Annotated in this window: 14 protein-coding genes and 1 pseudogene; 11 read left to right on the forward strand and 4 right to left on the reverse strand. The window is 44.3% G+C overall.

Features of this window, described 5'->3' with window-relative positions; all coding sequences use genetic code 11:
• The first annotated feature begins 5 nt into the window (after positions 1–5).
• The 11 genes and pseudogenes from P3T48_RS13240 to P3T48_RS13290 all read left to right on the forward strand — a co-directional run bounded on the left by P3T48_RS13240 (position 6) and on the right by P3T48_RS13290 (position 13,548).
• Positions 6–2,066, forward strand: a complete 2,061-nt coding sequence (locus P3T48_RS13240) for a TonB-dependent receptor (RefSeq protein WP_276506994.1) — start codon at positions 6–8, stop codon at positions 2,064–2,066.
• 124 nt (positions 2,067–2,190) lie between these two features.
• On the forward strand, positions 2,191–2,607 hold the full coding sequence (locus P3T48_RS13245; RefSeq protein WP_276506995.1) for a DUF4377 domain-containing protein: 417 nt from the start codon (positions 2,191–2,193) through the stop codon (positions 2,605–2,607).
• Positions 2,597–3,514 carry a hypothetical protein gene (locus P3T48_RS13250; protein ID WP_276506996.1) on the forward strand — a complete coding sequence of 306 codons (918 nt, stop codon included), beginning with the start codon at positions 2,597–2,599 and terminating at the stop codon, positions 3,512–3,514. Before P3T48_RS13245 ends, P3T48_RS13250 begins: the two co-directional genes overlap by 11 nt.
• A gap of 62 nt (positions 3,515–3,576) precedes the next feature.
• Positions 3,577–3,690, forward strand: a pseudogene (locus P3T48_RS13255) (recombinase family protein); the annotation flags it as partial.
• Between the two features lie 98 nt (positions 3,691–3,788).
• Positions 3,789–4,463 carry a DUF1016 N-terminal domain-containing protein gene (locus tag P3T48_RS13260; protein WP_276506997.1) on the forward strand — a complete coding sequence of 225 codons (675 nt, stop codon included), beginning with the start codon at positions 3,789–3,791 and terminating at the stop codon, positions 4,461–4,463.
• A gap of 431 nt (positions 4,464–4,894) precedes the next feature.
• Positions 4,895–5,782, forward strand: coding sequence for a GLPGLI family protein (locus tag P3T48_RS13265; RefSeq protein ID WP_276506998.1), 888 nt, complete (start codon positions 4,895–4,897; stop codon positions 5,780–5,782).
• A gap of 518 nt (positions 5,783–6,300) precedes the next feature.
• Positions 6,301–8,337, forward strand: a complete 2,037-nt coding sequence (locus tag P3T48_RS13270; RefSeq protein ID WP_276506999.1) for a porin family protein — start codon at positions 6,301–6,303, stop codon at positions 8,335–8,337.
• Positions 8,338–8,371: 34 nt separating this feature from the next.
• A complete protein-coding gene (locus P3T48_RS13275; RefSeq protein ID WP_276507000.1) occupies positions 8,372–8,530 on the forward strand; it encodes a hypothetical protein in 159 nt (52 codons plus the stop codon).
• A gap of 130 nt (positions 8,531–8,660) precedes the next feature.
• Positions 8,661–12,092: a glycosyltransferase family 117 protein gene (locus tag P3T48_RS13280; protein ID WP_276507001.1), complete on the forward strand. Its 3,432-nt coding sequence runs from the start codon at positions 8,661–8,663 to the stop codon at positions 12,090–12,092.
• Positions 12,093–12,192: 100 nt separating this feature from the next.
• Entirely contained in the window at positions 12,193–12,804 is a 612-nt protein-coding gene (locus tag P3T48_RS13285; protein WP_022252882.1) for a polysaccharide deacetylase family protein, read from the forward strand.
• Positions 12,805–13,548, forward strand: a complete 744-nt coding sequence (locus tag P3T48_RS13290) for a hypothetical protein (RefSeq protein WP_276507002.1) — start codon at positions 12,805–12,807, stop codon at positions 13,546–13,548.
• A 157-nt stretch (positions 13,549–13,705) separates the two neighbouring features.
• Here P3T48_RS13290 and glmM read toward each other — a convergent pair whose 3' ends face one another.
• The 4 genes from glmM to P3T48_RS13310 form a co-directional block, all read right to left on the reverse strand.
• On the reverse strand, positions 13,706–15,097 hold the full coding sequence (glmM, locus tag P3T48_RS13295) for a phosphoglucosamine mutase (protein ID WP_276507003.1): 1,392 nt from the start codon (positions 15,095–15,097) through the stop codon (positions 13,706–13,708).
• A gap of 59 nt (positions 15,098–15,156) precedes the next feature.
• Positions 15,157–15,873 (reverse strand): BamK family beta-barrel-assembly machinery protein, encoded by a 717-nt coding sequence (gene bamK / locus P3T48_RS13300; protein ID WP_276507004.1) that lies wholly within the window; start codon positions 15,871–15,873, stop codon positions 15,157–15,159.
• A 107-nt stretch (positions 15,874–15,980) separates the two neighbouring features.
• On the reverse strand, positions 15,981–17,015 hold the full coding sequence (locus P3T48_RS13305; RefSeq protein ID WP_022252886.1) for a DHH family phosphoesterase: 1,035 nt from the start codon (positions 17,013–17,015) through the stop codon (positions 15,981–15,983).
• A complete protein-coding gene (locus tag P3T48_RS13310; RefSeq protein WP_022252887.1) occupies positions 17,016–17,927 on the reverse strand; it encodes a glycosyltransferase family protein in 912 nt (303 codons plus the stop codon).
• Positions 17,928–17,958: the final 31 nt, after the last annotated feature.

Below are 17,958 nucleotides of genomic sequence, written 5' to 3' on the forward strand. Positions count from 1 at the left end.
AATAGATGAAAGCATTGTTAGTCATCATAATGAGTTTGTGCCTACACGTAACTTATGCACAAAAACCAGATACAACCAAAACTTTTATTCAAGGCAAAGAACTTGGTGAAGTTGTTGTAAAGTCATCTTATCTTACAAGAGAAGGTGATCATATCCTTGCTATTCCTACAAAAGAGCAACGTAAACATGCTGTAACTGGTTATGACCTGTTGAGCAATCTCATGATTCCGGGAGTGTCTGTCGAGCGTTCGACTGGAAGTGTGACGACTCCCAATGGGGCTGCGACTCTCTATATAGATGGGCGTGAAGTTGATTTTCGAGAGGTACAGTCTTTAAGACCGAAGGACGTTTCTCGAGTGGAATATTTTGATGTGCCGACTGGTAAATATGCAAAAGACGCATATGCTATAAACATAATTATGAAACCACTCAACAATGGTGGCTACACGCAACTTGATGCGTCTCAGAATGTAGGCTATCTCTATGGTGATTACAATCTTATTTCGAAATTTGTCACAGGAACCAAAAGTTTGAACCTTTGGGCTGGATATTCTTTGGAAAATCCAAAATCGTCTATGGACGAGAATGAGACTTTTATTTTCCCTGATTATCAACTGAATAGACTGCAGCATTACAATAATGCTGACAATAGGCAAACGGAAGAATATGTACAGGCATCAATCAGCAACCGAGGAAGAAAATATATTTGGATGCTTAGAGGTGGTATGGCATGGAATGCCTCAAAAAACGGTGTCAATAATGGAATGACGGAGTATTGGAAAACTGATGCAGCAATCAAGAACGGTAGCATTTTGGACATTAACACTCGAAACAAATCTTATCGTCCAAGTGTCTATTTTTACGGATTGCACACATTTTCTAACACAAAATCGTTGGATTATGTTTTTGATGGATATTATTCTCGAAACGATTATGACCGTCTCTATAACGATGATAATGTGTCTTTTCGTTCACTTGTCAAGGAAGATTATTATTACATCAAAGCGAATGTAAACTATTCTATGGCGTTCAGTCATAGAAATAGATTGGCTTTCAGTTTATACGAGTTCATGAGAATTAGTGATTCCGAATACATTGGGACTTCTGCATATAATCAAAATTTGCATTCGTCCGAAACCATCCTTTTTGCAGACTATTCCCAACGTTTAGGGAGTTTTTTCTTTGATATTAATCCTGGACTGTCATTTCTAACATATCGTTTGGAGGGGATGAAGTCTATCAATCATCTTACACCGAGACTTCAGGCAAGAGCTACATATAAGATAGATAAAGTACAGCAACTTCAATTTATGTTCGCTTTGGGAAATACTTATCCGAGAATAAATACGATTAACAATGTAGAACAGCAGATTGACCCTATAATCATTCTCAAAGGTAATCCTAAGATGGACAATTCAATTCTTTTGAATCCGAGATTAAGCCATACATTGAACCTTAACAAATTCGCTTTGCAAACGGGAGTGTCATACTTTTATCAAAATCATTCGATTATTTCGGATTACTATATTCGAGATGGGCATCTTATTAGCACTTTTAGAGATGACTGTGTCTATCATCGTCCCAGTGCAGATATGTCTATAACCTATAAACCTTCTGGTACACTTAATATGAAGTTATCCGGTCAATGGGTTGGACATTTAGTTCGAGGAGGAGCTGAGCATCGTAATTTGTCTGCATTCTCTGGGACTGCTATGATAAACTACTATGTTGGGGATTTTTCTTTTGGTGCATCCATAGCGTCACCATCAAGAGATTTGATAGACAGCCAGATTAACAGAAAGACATTTTGGCGGTATCAACTATCGGCAATGTGGAATCATGGGAATTGGGCTATCGAAGCTAATGCAAACAATTTATTCATGATGAAGAATAACATTGTAAATGAATTATCTGCATCATATTATTCTTTCAAACAAATAGATCAAAGTCGTAGTTATAATCAGTATGCAAATCTGAAAATTGTTTATAGTTTTGACTATGGCAAGAAGACATCAAAGTCACCAGATTACAAACATCAAAATAGTGAAAGTGCAATCTTAAAATAAGAAGGCAAAGACATAATCAAGTCATTGGTAACATGTTCATGCGAAATGCAAATTAAAGATTGCATTCAAACAGTCAATTATAATTATATTTTCACACATATATAAACATTAAAAATTTCAAATTATGAAAAAAATCAAAACAAGAATCGGGATTCTCTTCATTTTGTTAACAGTATTTACAATGTTTGCAAGCTGTTTAAATGATGACGATGAACCTAAAGACAAGCAGAAGACTGTAACTCTATATGTTTCTGCCACAACAGGAGAATGTACCGGTATGACGGGTACACCACACGAATGTATGTTGATAAAAGAAAAGGGAGAAAAGACTTGGGAGCCATGCGAGTTCAACGGAATTGAAGGCTTTACATACGAGAAAGGATACGAGTACGAACTTTTGGCTACGAAGACCATATATGCCAATCCACCAGCAGATGGATCAAGCTATGACTATACTCTTATAAAAGTGGTGTCAAAAAATGGCAAAGGGAAATGTGTAGTAGAGAGTTTTAATTGTATCAAATCAAACAATGAAAAATAAAACATCTATAATAATTGTAGTTTGGGGAATAGCGGTATTATGTACACTATTCTTGAGTTCATGCAAGCGACCAGAGGTCTTAGACAATAGTACTCTTGTAAATAGCGCAAGAAACGTGGCTTTGACCTTTGGTCCTGCGTATGTTCCATTTTTTAAAGAGGCTAACGTATCGGATGTTCAAGTTTTCCAAAAGGAGGATTATGGGGACAGCTTTCCTGAAATAAAAAAACAGATAGGAAGAAAGTACTATACTGTAACTTTTACATATGATAGTACTGCCGTTAAATTTGATTTTGGATTTGCAGCAAGAGTCAGAATATGGAAAGATACAGGGGAACCATTAGATGTTATATTTGGTAATGGTTGGGGAAGAAATTTTCTATTTAAAACCTTTGTAGAGCAAACCAATCACTCACCAAATGACTATGAGAAAGTGGCTTCTGACTCTATTGTTAAAGTACCATTGCAAACTGTACATGAACCAGAGAACATTTGGAATTCCAATGCTGACAACAAACAAGACAGCCTATCAGCAAGGGATTTTCTAACAAATACAGAGAAAGAGAAAATAAAAGAATTGGCTTCACAAGTACCAGATAGCATAAGAAATCGTTTTGCAGTTTTAGTGGATAAATGGAATTTTGCAATAGACCATAACCCTAAGACACTATACAGTGCAAGCATACATTCATATGCAAAATTGCCTGAGTTCATTCCTCTCAAATCAATGGGAAAACAAATAGTTCCACTAATTATGGAACGAATGATAAACCCTTGCGATTTTTATTTTCTTGTTCTTTATGAAGCTGTTCTGGAAGGAAATGAAACGAATGACGATTCTAAGTTTAGCGAAAGCGAACAAATCAGAGCTATAAGGTGTGTAAAAAAATGGCTGAAAAAACAATAATAAGCAAGTTCTTCTATTATAATTGAATCTACATCATTTCTCCTGTGCCGCAGAATATAATAGTAAGTTTACTCCGCAAGGGGTATTCCATTCGGGATGTGGCGAAGTTAAGTGGTAAAGGGGTAAGTACCGTACAACGAGTGAAGCGATTACTAAAAGTACAATCATCGCAATAATACTATTGATTTTACGTTCTTTTTAAAATAGGGTTTGTGTAATAGTGGCTTAAAGGCTAAAAGCACTACCTTTGCAAATAATATCAAAATAGAGTATAATGGAAGGAAGCAATATAACAGTAGATAAAGCTGTCCAAACCATAAAAGGGGCTATTTTGCGAGCTCAAGCACAGGCGAGCCAGTCAAGTAATGCCATACAATTGTCTTTATATTATGGTATAGGACGTTATGTGTCTATCAATTTACAGCAAGCACATTGGGGCGCAAAGGCTCTTGATACTATTAGTGACAGGCTGCAACATGAATTACCAGGATTAAGAGGTTTTTCTTCTGGTAACTTGAAGAAAATGCGTATCTTCTATGAGGAATGGCAATGCCTTTCAATTGGTTCGCCAATGGCGAACCAATTACAACAGCTTGAAAATAAAATAGAAGAAGGTGTTGAAATAGGAGAAAAGACACTCCTTTGTATTAACAGACCTATAGAGTTAGCAGACTTGCGTATAGAAGATTTCGTGGGCATTAGTTTTACTCATCATATGGAAATTTTGCATAAAACTACCACTTTAGATGAGCGTATCTACTATATACATCAAGTGAACTTGCATCATTGGAACAAGTACGTATTACGGAAATACTTATCAGATGATCTATATCACCATCAAGGCAATATGCCTAACAATTTTCCGAAAGCGATACCAGACATCAGGCAATCAATGAAAACAATATCAATGTTTAAGGATGAATATTTGCTTGATGTTACAAGGCTTTAGATGGCGATGTCACACTTTTTATACTTTTATATACAGCAATAGCTGCTATTCAAATGTTAAAATCGGACAGTAGTGGCAGAAAATCCAAGCAAACCTTGCTTGTTTTGAAGAAATTTTGTTATTTTTGCTGTGGCTGCAAGTAAAATGATGTAATAGTTTTAGATCTGGCTATATCACCTTTTGCAACGGCTATGCAGTTTATACACATTGTACAAACTTCCCAACTGCATCAAAAAATAAATAATACAACCTTTGAGAAGTCGGTTGTAACTAAATCTCCTTAACTATGAAAAAGGCAAGATTATTTTCCTTGGCAGCAATAGGTTGCTCTTAGTAGTTTTATTGCTCCTCAGACTGCTTCAGCTTACAAGTATCATGTGACTTTACCCGACGGAACACATGAAGTTTTTGAATTCATTAAAATTAACAGAATGAGATTCCTTGTTTTATTTATTACGATATTATTATGTTCGAACACGATTAAGGCTCAAAGGCTATATAGTGAGAGTGGCGATTTTTATGAGAAATCAAAGAGGAGTGTTGTTGATCATGCCAAGTTGGGAGTATTTTATGAATTAAAGTTCCGCAAAGATTCTACCAAGTTGGATGATTATACTGAAGCGCAAACAGTATTGATGGTTTCAGATAAGCACTTACTTTTTAGTGATTATAATCGATTGGCATTAGATTCAATAAATGACTATTTAGCCAGTAGCAAACAAAATAAAAAGGACCAAAAGGCTCGTGAAGAATGGATACAAGCTATTAAAAAATGGACTTTTTTCTTTGTTACGCTAACTGATTTAGAAGAACAAAAAACCACGGTACAGACTTACGATGTATTGCGAAGCTACGAGTACACTTACCCAACGCCTCAAATGGACTGGCAATTGGTATCCGGGGATTCTATAATAAATCAAAGAGCTTGCAAAAAGGCCATTTGTTCTTTTGCCGGTCGAAATTATATTGCATGGTACACTGAAACGATAGCACTTCCTTACGGACCTTATCTTTTTACAGGATTGCCTGGGCTGATCATGGAAATCCATGATGAAGGTCGCAACTGGATTTTTACAAATAACGGGGTCGGAAAGATGCCTCAATACAGTGACATGTATCTTTATAAAAAAAGGTATATCAAAGATTTGATTGTAACCACACGCGAGAAAGCCCTGACCGGTTATCGGAATGACATTGAGGATTTTGATAATCTGAGTATTGAGATTTTCAAGGTAAGGGTTGAAAAGAACGGCCAAATGGTTACTCCGGAAGCCAACAATCCGAAACGTCCCAGTAATATGCTTGAATTACAATGGTAAAGATTTTTAAAATATTATTTATGCTATTTCTGTTTCCTTTGTCTGTATGGGCACAGGAAACAGAAGTCGTTTTTAAGGGTATTGTTACGAATACAGAAGGCATCGGCATTGCTAATGTATTATGTAAGGCATTAAGTGCCACGGATTCTTTACTGGCGTATGGTATCACCCAAAACAACGGACAATTTCATTTGCAATACAAGAAGAATGTAAATAAACTGACATTCTCGAAAATGGGCTATGCCACACAAATTATTTCAGTTCAAAAGGATAAATATCAATATACCGTTCAGTTAGAAAAAAAACCTTATGAGCTTGATGAAGTTGTAGTGAAAGAGGCCCCTATAATTCGTAAAAAAGATACGCTTGACTATTATGTAGAGTCTTTTCGTCAGAAAGAGGACTATAGCATTGAGGATGTGCTCAAACGCATGCCGGGTATTGAAGTGACGAATTCAGGACAAATTCTGTATCAGGGTAGCAGCATCAATAAACTGAACATTGAGGGATTAGACCTTATGGGTGATCAATATAACCAAGCCACTCAGAATATGCCAGCTGAGGCCGTATCTACGATTCAGGTTATGGAAAATAATCAGCCCATCCGTGCCTTGGAAGGAAAAATTCATAGTAATCATGCGACACTCAATATAAGATTAAAAAAGAACTATAAAATGCGCCCTTTTGGTGACACAGAAGTGGGAGCCGGAGGAACGCCTGCTATATGGGACGGTAGTCTGATAGGGATTCAAGTGGCAAAGAAAAATCAAGTATTATTTACCGGAGCCTTAAACAACAGAGGTGCCTCATTGCGCAACTTGCAAAATGGCATGTCGAACTTTACGGGCATTTATGCACAAGAGCAATTGCCAGCTCCTTTCCTCTATTCTACTACAACCCGCCGTCCACCCATTTCACCTATTTATTACTTGAACAACCGTTCCTATTTTGCCGGACTGAATTATATGCACGCTTTCACTCCTTATTCCACTTTACGTTTCAATCTGCTTTACAACCACGAAGGAGAAAACCGTGAGGATAGCACCCGATGCGAGTATTATGCGGGCGACACAATCAGTATTTACGAAAACAATAGGCAAAAGAGCTGTGAAGATGTAGTAAAAGGACAGGTGCGTTACGAATTGAATGGCAAGAAGGTGTACGTGGAGAACGTCCTTTCGGGGCAATGGCAGGATGTCAGCTCCTATAATCAAAATGTATCCAATTTAGGCTCTTTGGGAGAGGACATACATCGCAAACCTTATTTTATTCAGAATGTCGCCAATGTCAACCTGACCACTCCAAGTCGTGTCTATAGTTTGGCTTCCATTGTGCGTACCTATCAGACGCGCGAGCGACTTTCTGATTATTGGACAGCAGATAACGAATACAAACGGCAGAGCTATTATCTGAACCATTGGTTTATGCGCCACCGGCTTTCCACGGCTTTCGATATAGCGGGCAATCCCTTGACGTTGGGTTACATTATAGAATACAAGCACAACCGACTACACGATACCCAACAGACGGCTACTTCGTCCTATTGGCTGCACACACTCGAACCATCGTATCAAATTCAGTGGAGCAGTGGAAACGTCGAACTACTTCTTCCTGTGGAATATACCATTTACCACTGTGGCTGGCGGAAAGAAAAAGAACAAAAAGTTCTATTCTCTCCTTCGCTCGATTTCACTCAACAAATTAGTTATCTATTGCGAATGGAAACCTCGGTAGCCTATAACCAAAATGCTTCAGACGCCGATCCTTGGTTCAATGGAACGATGATGAACAACTACCGTACATTTACGACAGGCATCGACAGCCTTTCGGTGCAGCGTGTCGCGTTGGCGAATCTCCGTCTGTCGTATCTGAACACCATCACGCTCTTTTCGTGGAATGTTTATGTCGGCTGGACGCGCAGTACTTCCGACCATTATCTTAAAAGTCTTTATATGCCCGATTATACGCTCTTTGTTCCAGTGTGGAACGACCGCACGAAAACTACCTGGAGCATGGCACTGTCATGTCGTAAGAACTTTCGCGATGCCCACATCAATTTGAGCGGACAGACCAATTATTCATATAATAAGGAGTTTGTGTCTCAAAACGAGGTGGAAGATTATCTGCGCTATCATGCCTTGCATGCTTCAGTCACGGCGCAATGGAGCGGACTGACATGGTTCCAGCCCAAACTCACCATGGCCGGAAATATCAGTTGGAAAAAGCCTGATGTCTTCTCCGCAACTGACAATCTGCTGAAAAATGCCTATTATTCCTTAACAATGGATTTCTATCCTATAAGTAAACTCCGGCTGTATGCCGACTTTTCGCAATCGGTCTTCGAAATAGTCCGTAACCATTACTCTATTAACAGTTTTTTGAATGCCGGTATGCGCTACGATTTCAATTCTCGCTGGTCTGCAAGCGCAAATATCAACAATCTGTTTAACCGCAAAGACTACGAAGTTTCGCTTTATCAAAGAGCCAATTTTCAATACTACCGCGTACCGCTGCGTGGTCGTGAGTTTATGATTTCGCTACGGCTTAAATATTAAGATAAAGGCCTATTTAACCCAAATCCTTTAATTTTTGTTGCAAAATATCTATGATTATGAGGATGGCATAGCCAAAGTGAGATGGGAGGTTAATCCTGATGGTATGTATTATCGTGATGAGGATGGCTTTGGCAAGACTGACGATGATGAACAGAACCTGTTCCACAATCGCTTCATGGTAGGGGCTTTCTGAGAAATATAATATTATCTAAAAAAAACAGCAAACTTCGCTCTTTTCTTCTCTTTTTAGTATCTTTGCAGCGAATTATGCCCTGAGGCATCGTAAAGAAAGTAAAATCATACATTTAAGTTTTAAAACAATAATGAAACAGTACAAATTGGTGGACAATATCTTCGGATGGGTCGCTTTCCTTATTGCGGCCTTCGTGTATTGCTCCACAATTGAGCCGACAGCCAGTTTCTGGGACTGTCCAGAGTTTATCACAACTGCCTACAAGCAGGAAATCGGTCACCCTCCTGGGGCACCTTTCTTCATGCTCTTAGGTAATTTCTTTACTCATTTTGCCAGCGATACCACACAAGTCGCCAAGATGGTGAACACGATGAGCGCTCTGCTGAGTGCCGTCTGCATCATGTTCCTCTTCTGGACCATCACCCACTTGGCACGCAAGCTCATCATCGGCGACTGGAAAGAGATGACCACCGCCAAGATGGTAGGCATCGAGGCATCGGGTATGGTGGGAGCACTCATCTATACCTTCAGCGATACCTTCTGGTTCTCGGCTGTAGAGGGTGAGGTATATGCTTTCTCATCTGCCTTTACTGCCGTGGTTTTCTGGCTTATCCTGAAATGGGAAGACCATGCCGACGAGCCTCACAGCGACCGATGGCTGGTACTCATCGCCTATATGACAGGCCTCAGCATCGGTGTTCACCTTCTCAACCTGCTCTGCATCCCTGCCATCGTATTGGTATATTACTACAAGAAGGTGCCACATGCCAACCTCAAGGGCTCGCTCCTGGCGCTGTTCGTTTCTTTCCTGGTAGTCGTTGCCGTGCTCTATGGAGTGGTGCCTGGTATCATCACCGTGGGCGGATGGTTTGAGCTGTTCTTCGTCAACGCCTTAGGCTGCCCATTCAATACGGGTGAGATCGTATATATCATCTGCTTGGTGGCTTCGGTCATCTGGGGTATCTACGAGACCTACAATGCCACTGACAAGAACGAGAAGCGACAGAACCTTGCCTTCGTCTTGGGCTTCGGCATGCTCGGAATCCCCTTCTACGGATATGGATGGAGCGCTGCCATCACAGGTATCGCGGTGCTCATCGTACTGTGGTTTGTACTGGGTTACAAGCGCAAGAAGGAAGTTGTGGTTAAGAACGACGAGACTACCGGACTCACCAAGACCAAAGTGCAGCTCCTGCCTCTCATCTCAGCCCGCGTGAAGAACACAGCCCTGCTGTGCATGCTGATGCTGATGATAGGTTACTCAAGCTATGCCCTCATCGTGATCCGCTCGGCTGCCAACCCTCCTATGGACCAGAACTCGCCAGAAGATATCTTCACCCTTGGCAGCTATCTGAGCCGTGACCAGTATGGCGACCGTCCTCTGTTCTACGGACAGGCCTATACCTCACAGGTGGCACTCGAGGTAGATGGCGACATGTGCAAGCCGGTGATGACCGAGGGTGCTCCCGTATACCAGCGCAAGGAGAAAGCCAGCAAGGACGAGAAGGACTCATATTTCGTGGTGAGCCACAAGAATAAATATAAGTATGCGCAGAATATGTTCTTCCCACGTATGTATGATGCCGCTCACGCACAGGCATACGAAGACTGGATGGGTGGCGTCAACGGAACAGAAGTTCCTTTCGACCGTTGCGGTGAGAACATGACAGTAAAGGTTCCATCACAGTGGGACAACATACGCTTCTTCCTCTCCTACCAGTGCAACTTCATGTACTGGCGCTACTTCATGTGGAACTTTGCCGGACGACAGAACGACATCCAGGGCAACGGCGAGCCTGAGCATGGCAACTGGATTACGGGCATTCCGTTTATCGACAACGCCATGTTGGGCGACCAGAGCAAGTTGCCTGATGACCTAAAGGAGAATAAGGGACACAACGTGTTCTACTGCATGCCTCTGATATTGGGTCTCATCGGTCTCTTCTGGCAAGCATGGTACACCCGCAAGCGCAAGGTGGTGAAGAACGGAAAGGAGACAGAGGAGTTGCTGCCTATCGGTATCCAGCAGTTCTGGGTGGTGTTCTTCCTCTTCTTCATGACAGGTCTTGCCATCGTGATTTATCTGAACCAGGTGCCTATGCAGCCTCGTGAGCGCGACTACGCCTATGCCGGCTCGTTCTATGCCTTTGCCATCTGGTGTGGCCTGGGCGTACTGGCTATCCTCGACCTGCTGAAAGAGCATGCCAAATTGAGCGGTACTGCCGTAGCAGCCATCGTGGCAGTCATCACACTCCTTGTACCTATACAAATGGCTTCGCAGACATGGGATGACCACGACCGCAGCAACCGATACACCTGCCGCGACTTTGGTCAGAACTATCTGATGTCGCTCCAGGAGAAGGGCAATCCTATCATCTTTACCAACGGTGACAACGATACCTTCCCACTCTGGTACAACCAGGAAGTGGAAGGTGTAGGCACAGACGCACGAGTTTGCAACCTGAGCTATCTGCAGACCGACTGGTATATCGACCAGATGAAACGTCCTGCATACAATTCACCTTCCGTTCCTATCACCTGGCCACGACTCGACTTCTGTTCAGGAACCAATGAGTATGTGACGGTAGAGCCAGAGGCCAAGCAGCAGATTCTCGACTTCTACAAGCAGGATCCCGAGACAGCCAAGAAGCAGTTGGGCGAGGATCCATTCGAGCTGAAGAATGTGCTGAAATACTGGGTACGCAGCAAGAACCCCGACCTGCACATGATTCCTACCGACACCCTCTACCTCACTATCGACAAGGAGGCAGTAAAGCAGAGCGGTATGATGATGGCAGCCGACAGCATACCAGACAAAATGGTTATCTCATTGGCAGGAAAACACGCGCTCTACAAGGGCGACCTCATGATGCTCGAGATGCTGGCACAATGCAACTGGAAACGTCCGCTCTATGTGGCACTCACCGTAGGTGAGGAGAACTATATGAACTTGGGTGACAACTTCGTACAGGAGGGACTCGTCAACCGTATCACTCCTTTCACCACCAACAAGCCTGGAGCCAAGAACTTTGATACGGAGAAGGCATACCACAACATCATGACCCGCTTCAAGTTTGGCAACCTGAAGCAGAAAGGTCTGTATGTGGACGAGACCACTATGCGTATGTGCTACACTCACCGTCGCCTGCTGGCTCAGACAGCCCTGGCGCTCATCGCTGAGCACAAGGACAAGAAAGCCATCGACATTCTGAAGAAAGCCGACGTGGAGATACCTTATTATAATGTTCCTGTCGACTATATGAGCGGCGGTCTCGACATGGCACGAGGATGGCTCCTCACCGGTCAGAAGGCCAAGGGTGAGGAATACCTCAAGAAGGTATGGACCAACGCCACACAGTATCTCAACTACTACCTCTCGCTCAACGCCGACCGATTCGCACAGGCACAGAGCGACTGCATACGCCAGATTATGATCATGCAGAGCGCAGCAGAGGTGGCAGGCATGGTAAGTCCTAAATTGGAAGCACTGTATGCCAAGCAGCTCAACGCCCTCTACACTCTCTATCACGGACGTGGAGGACGTATGCCTGAGGGGTACTAAAATGAGCAGTTAAGGAGTTAACTCCTCAGCGACCGAAGGGAGCGATAACTCCTTAACTCCTTTAGCTTCTGAATATTAAACATTTAAAAAGAACTCGTCTATGTTTATCGAGCAACCAGCCAAATGGCTGAGATGGCTGTATCCGAAGGCAATTTGGAGGATGGATCCGAAGGAACACTCTGTTTACCTGACGTTCGACGACGGACCCATACCCGAATCTACACCTTTTATCCTTGAGACGCTGAGGAAATACAACATCAAGGCGACATTCTTCATGGTGGGAGAAAACGTGTTGCGCAATCATGACCTCTACAACCAGATTGTGGCAGAGGGCCATCAGATAGGCAACCATACATTCAACCACATTGGAGCCTTCAAGCATCGTGTGATCTCCTATGTGCTCAACACCAACAAGGCCAACGAAATCATCCACGCCCACCTATTCCGTCCGCCACACGGATGGATGAGACCCAGCGAGTACTGGTGGTTGCACCGCACCTACGAGGTAATCATGTGGGATGTGGTAACACGCGACTACTCCAAGTGGCTGACGGCAGAGGACGTGGTAGACAATGTGAAACGATACGCCCGCAACGGAAGTATCATTACATTCCACGACTCGCTGAAGAGCATAGACAAATTGAAGACTGCCCTTCCGAAGGCTATAGAATGGCTTCAGGAACAGGGCTACGAATTCAAGATATTCAAATAAATGAAGAAAAGAATAAACAGCTATCAGGCTGTGGCAAGTTTCGTAAGAGGTTTCTTCGAGGCTTACGCACGTGGCATCATCGATGCTGTCATAGAGGGCAACGACTTCGAGAAGAAGAACGATCCAAAGGAAATCAAGCAGATGATGCTGGAACACTATGGCAAGGTAAACCAATATTACTTTGACATCATGTTCTCTACCTTGGTACGTCTGAACTACAAGACTGCCGAGGAAGCCAACGAGCGCATGCACAAGAACTTCGACAGTATGAAGAAAGCCGACCCAACCTTCGAGCCTACCATGCTCGACTACCTGCGCATTGCCTGCAAGAGTCCACAGCTGTACAAGGCGATGGAGGCTGAATACAAGCGCAACTTCACCTGGCTTCTGCAGGGCAAGTTCACTACCCTTGAGGAGCATGTACGCGACTATACCCACGGCATCCTCATCAGTCTGGCCGACGAGCCCATGGCTGTGCACCTGCTGGTAAGGATTATCGTGAAGGCTTATGCCGCCGGACTGAAATGTGGAAGCAAGGAGGGCAAACTGCCACAGTTGCACATGCCAACTATCCACGGCATGCTGCTCAACAACGTGAACATACTGCTCAACGAGACACCGCTGAAAAGCAGCAGCGAAGACCCTGTGGCGCTCTTCAAAGAGGCGTGCAAGGAGGAAGAAGAAAACATCAATGTACTCTTCAATACTCTCAACGACACGATGAAAGAACTCGCCGAAGAGTAAAAAGAAAACTTCACTACTCGTGTTGTGCAACCGCACAACACCAGAAAGACAACCGCCCAACAGCTATTGTGCAAGTGCACATCAGCTGTTGGGCGGTTTTATTAACTTATATTCTGCAAGAACATTTCACCCATATTCCTGCAATTTTTCGTAGCATCTACTGCATATCATAAACCACCTGCATGAGCTTCTTGCCGAGTTCGTCAGCCTGCTCCATGGTGGAAGCCTCGCTATATACGCGGATGATGGGCTCGGTATTACTCTTGCGAAGGTGAACCCACTTGTCTGGGAAGTCGAGTTTCACGCCATCGATATCTGTTACGGTCACATCCTTCTCCTTGCCATACATCTCCTTTACCTTCACGAGGATAGCATCCACATCAGTAGAAGGTGTCAGGTCGATACGATTCTTGGCGATGAAGTAGTTGGGGAAAGTGGCACGAAGCTCGCTCACCTTGCAACCCCTATGTGCCAGACTGCTCAGGAAAAGGGCAATACCTACGAGGGCATCACGGCCATAGTGGCTCTCTGGATAGATGACACCGCCATTACCCTCGCCACCTATCACGGCATGAACGTCCTTCATCTTGGTGGTGACATTCACCTCGCCTACTGCAGCAGCTGTATATTTGCCGCCATGCTTCTCGGTCACATCACGGAGAGCACGGGTAGAAGACAGGTTGCTGACAGTATTGCCAGGAGTATGGCTCAGCACATAATCGGCCACGCTCACCAAGGTATATTCCTCGCCAAACATCTTGCCGTCCTCGCAGATGAAAGCCAAGCGGTCAACATCAGGGTCAACAACGATACCCATGTTGTAGCCACCCTTCTTCAACTCGTCCATGATGCCACCGAGGTTCTTCTCCAATGGCTCAGGATTGTGAGCGAAGTCGCCAGTAGGCTCACCGTTCAGGAAGGTATACTCCACTCCTAACGCATCGAGCAACTCTGGAAGGATGACACCACCCACTGAGTTGATGGAGTCGACACAAACCTTGAAATGTGCCTTACGGATAGCCTCCACATCAACGAGTTTCAAAGCAAGCACAGAATCGATATGGCGCTTGTTGAAGCTATTGTCCTCAGTATATTTGCCTAAATGATCGACATCGGCATATTCGAAGTCTTCCTTCTCGGCGATGGCAAGCACCTCATTGCCGTTGGCGGCTGTCAGGAACTCTCCCTTCTCATTGAGAAGCTTGAGGGCGTTCCACTGACGAGGATTGTGAGAGGCTGTGATGATAATACCACCTGCTGCCCCACTCATGGTGACAGCGAGTTCGGTGGTAGGAGTAGTAGCCAGACCTATGTTGAGCACATCATAACCCATGCCCATCAAGGTGCCACATACTACATTCTTGACCATCTCGCCAGAGATGCGGGCATCGCGGCCCACTACGATAGTATTGCTTGAAGACTGTCCGCTACGACGAATAAAGGTAGCGTAAGCTGAAGTAAACTTGACGATGTCGAGCGGATTAAGAGTATCGCCCGCTGGTCCGCCTATAGTTCCGCGGATACCAGAAATAGATTTGATTAGAGTCATAATATTCTTATTAAGACGTTAATGCTTGATGAATGTTCAGAGGAAAAGAAACCACTCCCTTAACGGGCAGCCTGGAAGCGAATGTCATACAGACAGGCATACACACTCGCTGAAGCAGAGGTAGTTCCATAAGTATGAGGTACCAACAGGCGCACATGCGCCAGTTCATCGTCGGCAGTAATGAGACGCCCCACCTTGATCCAAGTGAAAGGAATCAACCAGCCTGATGGAACCGTGGCACTCACGGTACCATAATAAGAGGAATTGTAGGTATTTGCCAAGAGACTTTTTTTGATGTCGACAAAAGAGCCTTCAAACGTTCCTGACGTATTGGTTACGCTTATCTCATCGGTCATTGCCGCATAAGTAGGCACATCATTGGTCAGTGTGATGGCATCGTCGCATATCTTGGCACGCTTGGCAAGACAATACTCCGTGAATCGGCACAACACATTCTTGGTTTTACCCTTGGCGATATAGTCGCCACAACCATCGTTGATGACCTGCATATAGATACCATTGCTCTCGAAGAGCACATACTCGTTGTTGTTGGGATCGGTATCAGTCAACTTGACCGTCTTGTCACCAGCCTTACGGGCTTCGAAACGTTTTTCAAACTCGGCCTCATTGATGACTTTGATATTCTCATTGCGCAAGAATGCATTGATAGAGTCCAGCTCTCTGTCGCGCTGGTCTGCATATGTCTCATTATGGTCACACGCGGCAAATGAGATCAAAGCCGCTACTGCTATCATTGCTAATAATAGTTTCTTCATTCTTTAAGTTCGTAATTTTTATACAAATATGGCGCAAAGGTACAAAAAAAAAACAGGACTGCCAATGTTGGCAGTCCTATTTTATTATTATTTATCACTTATCTTTCTTATTTCAGCAATGCCTCGAACGCCTTGATGGCTTTTTGGGCTACCACCTCTGCCTCTGCCATGCTGCAGAACAACTTGCCTCCCGAGGCATTGAGATGGCCTCCGCCATTGAAAAACTGCTCGGAAACCTTGTTGCACGGGAAGTCGTCGACCGAACGAAGACTCACCAATATCAGATTGTCGCGCTCGGTATCTTCGCGCAAGGAGATGGAAAACTTATGTCCCTTGATACGCAGTGGTTCGTTGACCAAACCTTCGAGGTCGCCCTTGATGAAATGGAATCGCTTCATATCCTGACGGGTGACACAATAATAAGATGCATGCAAGCCCTCCACCACACGGAGCTTCTCGCTCATCAGATAACCGCGAAAACGGATGGCAGAAAGGCTGCTGTTATTGAATACATTGCGATAGATCTTGTCTTTATCGATGCCCTTGGTAAGCAGCTGGCTGATAATAAAATAGATGGTAGGATCGGTGGAATTGTAGGTAAAACCGCCCGTATCGGTCATCATGCCACAATATACACAGGCAGCCCACTTGCGGTCCATCTGCCCGAAGCCTCCCAACTGCCACACGATGCGGAACACCAACTCGCTGGCACTGCTCATGTGGGGCTGAGAAATCTGAAGATCGACATCCATACAGGGTGCCAGATGATGGTCGATCATCACCTTACGGGCACGACAGCCGGTAAGCACATCCTGCATCTCGTCGAGACGACCAGCGCCATTGAAGTCGAGACAGAACACCAAATCGGCCTCATCGAAAGCACGCTGCACCTCGGCAGGATGCTTGTCATAACGCAGAATGGTCTGACTGTCGGGCAGCCACTGCAGATAGTCGGGCATCATGTCGGGCATACATACCTGTGCCTGCTTGCCCTGCGAGAGCAAAAAGCCACGCCATCCCAAAGAAGAGCCGATGGCATCTCCGTCGGGCGACTTATGACAACATATCACAATATGCTGAGAAGCCGCTATCATCTCCTGGAGGGTAGCGGCTTCTTGTGAACTCAATATATTTACGTTCATTTAGAAGAGTTTGCTTGGATAAACGCCTTCGTCTATCAGACTCTGAATTCTTGCTACTACTGATGGACGGTCGGCAGCATAAGTGACACCAAACCACTTGCTTGTGGTGTCGAGTACCTTGACGGTAGCTGTGCCGTCGTTGATCAGCTTGTTGACCATCAATGGAATGAAGAACTCAGCTTTTAGGTTCTCCATATTCTTAGGATCGCTGAGGAACTCCTTGAAGTAAGCCTCGCTGTACTCAAAATAGTCGGGAGTGAAGCCCCATACGTTCATAGATACAGGAGTGTTGTCCTCAACAGCTACCCACTTGCCTTCCTCGTCTTTGTAAGACACCTTGCCGTCTACGCGCATAATCTCTGTACGCTCCACGACTGTGGTCAGATTCTCAGCATCGTCCTTTGAGCAGATGCCACGAGCCACAGTACCATTCTCGCTCAAGGTGTTGCCTACACGGAAACCTACCATGGCATAGTTGTTCTTGCTGCCCTCTGGAAGTTCGGAAAGGAACTTGCCTATGACCTTGAAACAGTCACGATTGTAGAAGTCATCACAGTTGATGACACAGAAAGGCTCCTTGATAATGTCCTTTGCCATCAATACAGCATGGTTGGTACCCCATGGCTTCTCACGACCCTCGGGAACTGAGAATCCTTCAGGAAGAGCGTCGAGTGACTGGAAGCAGAGTTCTGCTGGGATATGTCCCTCATACTTGGCAAGTATCTTCTCTCGGAACTGGTCTTCAAAATCCTTACGGATGACAAAGACAATCTTGCCAAATCCTGCCTGAATGGCATCGTAAATACTGTAGTCCATAATGGTCTCGCCGTTAGGACCCAGACCATCGAGCTGTTTCAAACCACCATAGCGGCTACCCATACCAGCCGCCAAAAGCAATAATGTAGGTTTCATATTTTATTTGTTTAATAGTTGATTTTATCTA

The organism is Segatella intestinalis, assembly GCF_029348455.1.
Taxonomy (GTDB): Bacteria; Bacteroidota; Bacteroidia; order Bacteroidales; family Bacteroidaceae; genus Prevotella.

Excerpts from the sequence above, each read along its gene's own strand:
- P3T48_RS13280 (WP_276507001.1), top strand. The coding sequence starts at position 8,661 with ATGAAACAGTACAAATTGGTGGACAATATCTTCGGATGGGTCGCTTTC.
- P3T48_RS13270 (WP_276506999.1), top strand. The coding sequence starts at position 6,301 with ATGGGTGATCAATATAACCAAGCCACTCAGAATATGCCAGCTGAGGCC.
- P3T48_RS13310 (WP_022252887.1), bottom strand. The coding sequence starts at position 17,927 with ATGAAACCTACATTATTGCTTTTGGCGGCTGGTATGGGTAGCCGCTAT.
- P3T48_RS13245 (WP_276506995.1), top strand. The coding sequence starts at position 2,191 with ATGAAAAAAATCAAAACAAGAATCGGGATTCTCTTCATTTTGTTAACA.
- P3T48_RS13265 (WP_276506998.1), top strand. The coding sequence starts at position 4,895 with ATGAGATTCCTTGTTTTATTTATTACGATATTATTATGTTCGAACACG.
- P3T48_RS13260 (WP_276506997.1), top strand. The coding sequence starts at position 3,789 with ATGGAAGGAAGCAATATAACAGTAGATAAAGCTGTCCAAACCATAAAA.
- P3T48_RS13285 (WP_022252882.1), top strand. The coding sequence starts at position 12,193 with ATGTTTATCGAGCAACCAGCCAAATGGCTGAGATGGCTGTATCCGAAG.
- P3T48_RS13240 (WP_276506994.1), top strand. The coding sequence starts at position 6 with ATGAAAGCATTGTTAGTCATCATAATGAGTTTGTGCCTACACGTAACT.
- glmM (WP_276507003.1), bottom strand. The coding sequence starts at position 15,097 with ATGACTCTAATCAAATCTATTTCTGGTATCCGCGGAACTATAGGCGGA.
- bamK (WP_276507004.1), bottom strand. The coding sequence starts at position 15,873 with ATGAAGAAACTATTATTAGCAATGATAGCAGTAGCGGCTTTGATCTCA.
- P3T48_RS13305 (WP_022252886.1), bottom strand. The coding sequence starts at position 17,015 with ATGAACGTAAATATATTGAGTTCACAAGAAGCCGCTACCCTCCAGGAG.
- P3T48_RS13290 (WP_276507002.1), top strand. The coding sequence starts at position 12,805 with ATGAAGAAAAGAATAAACAGCTATCAGGCTGTGGCAAGTTTCGTAAGA.
- P3T48_RS13250 (WP_276506996.1), top strand. The coding sequence starts at position 2,597 with ATGAAAAATAAAACATCTATAATAATTGTAGTTTGGGGAATAGCGGTA.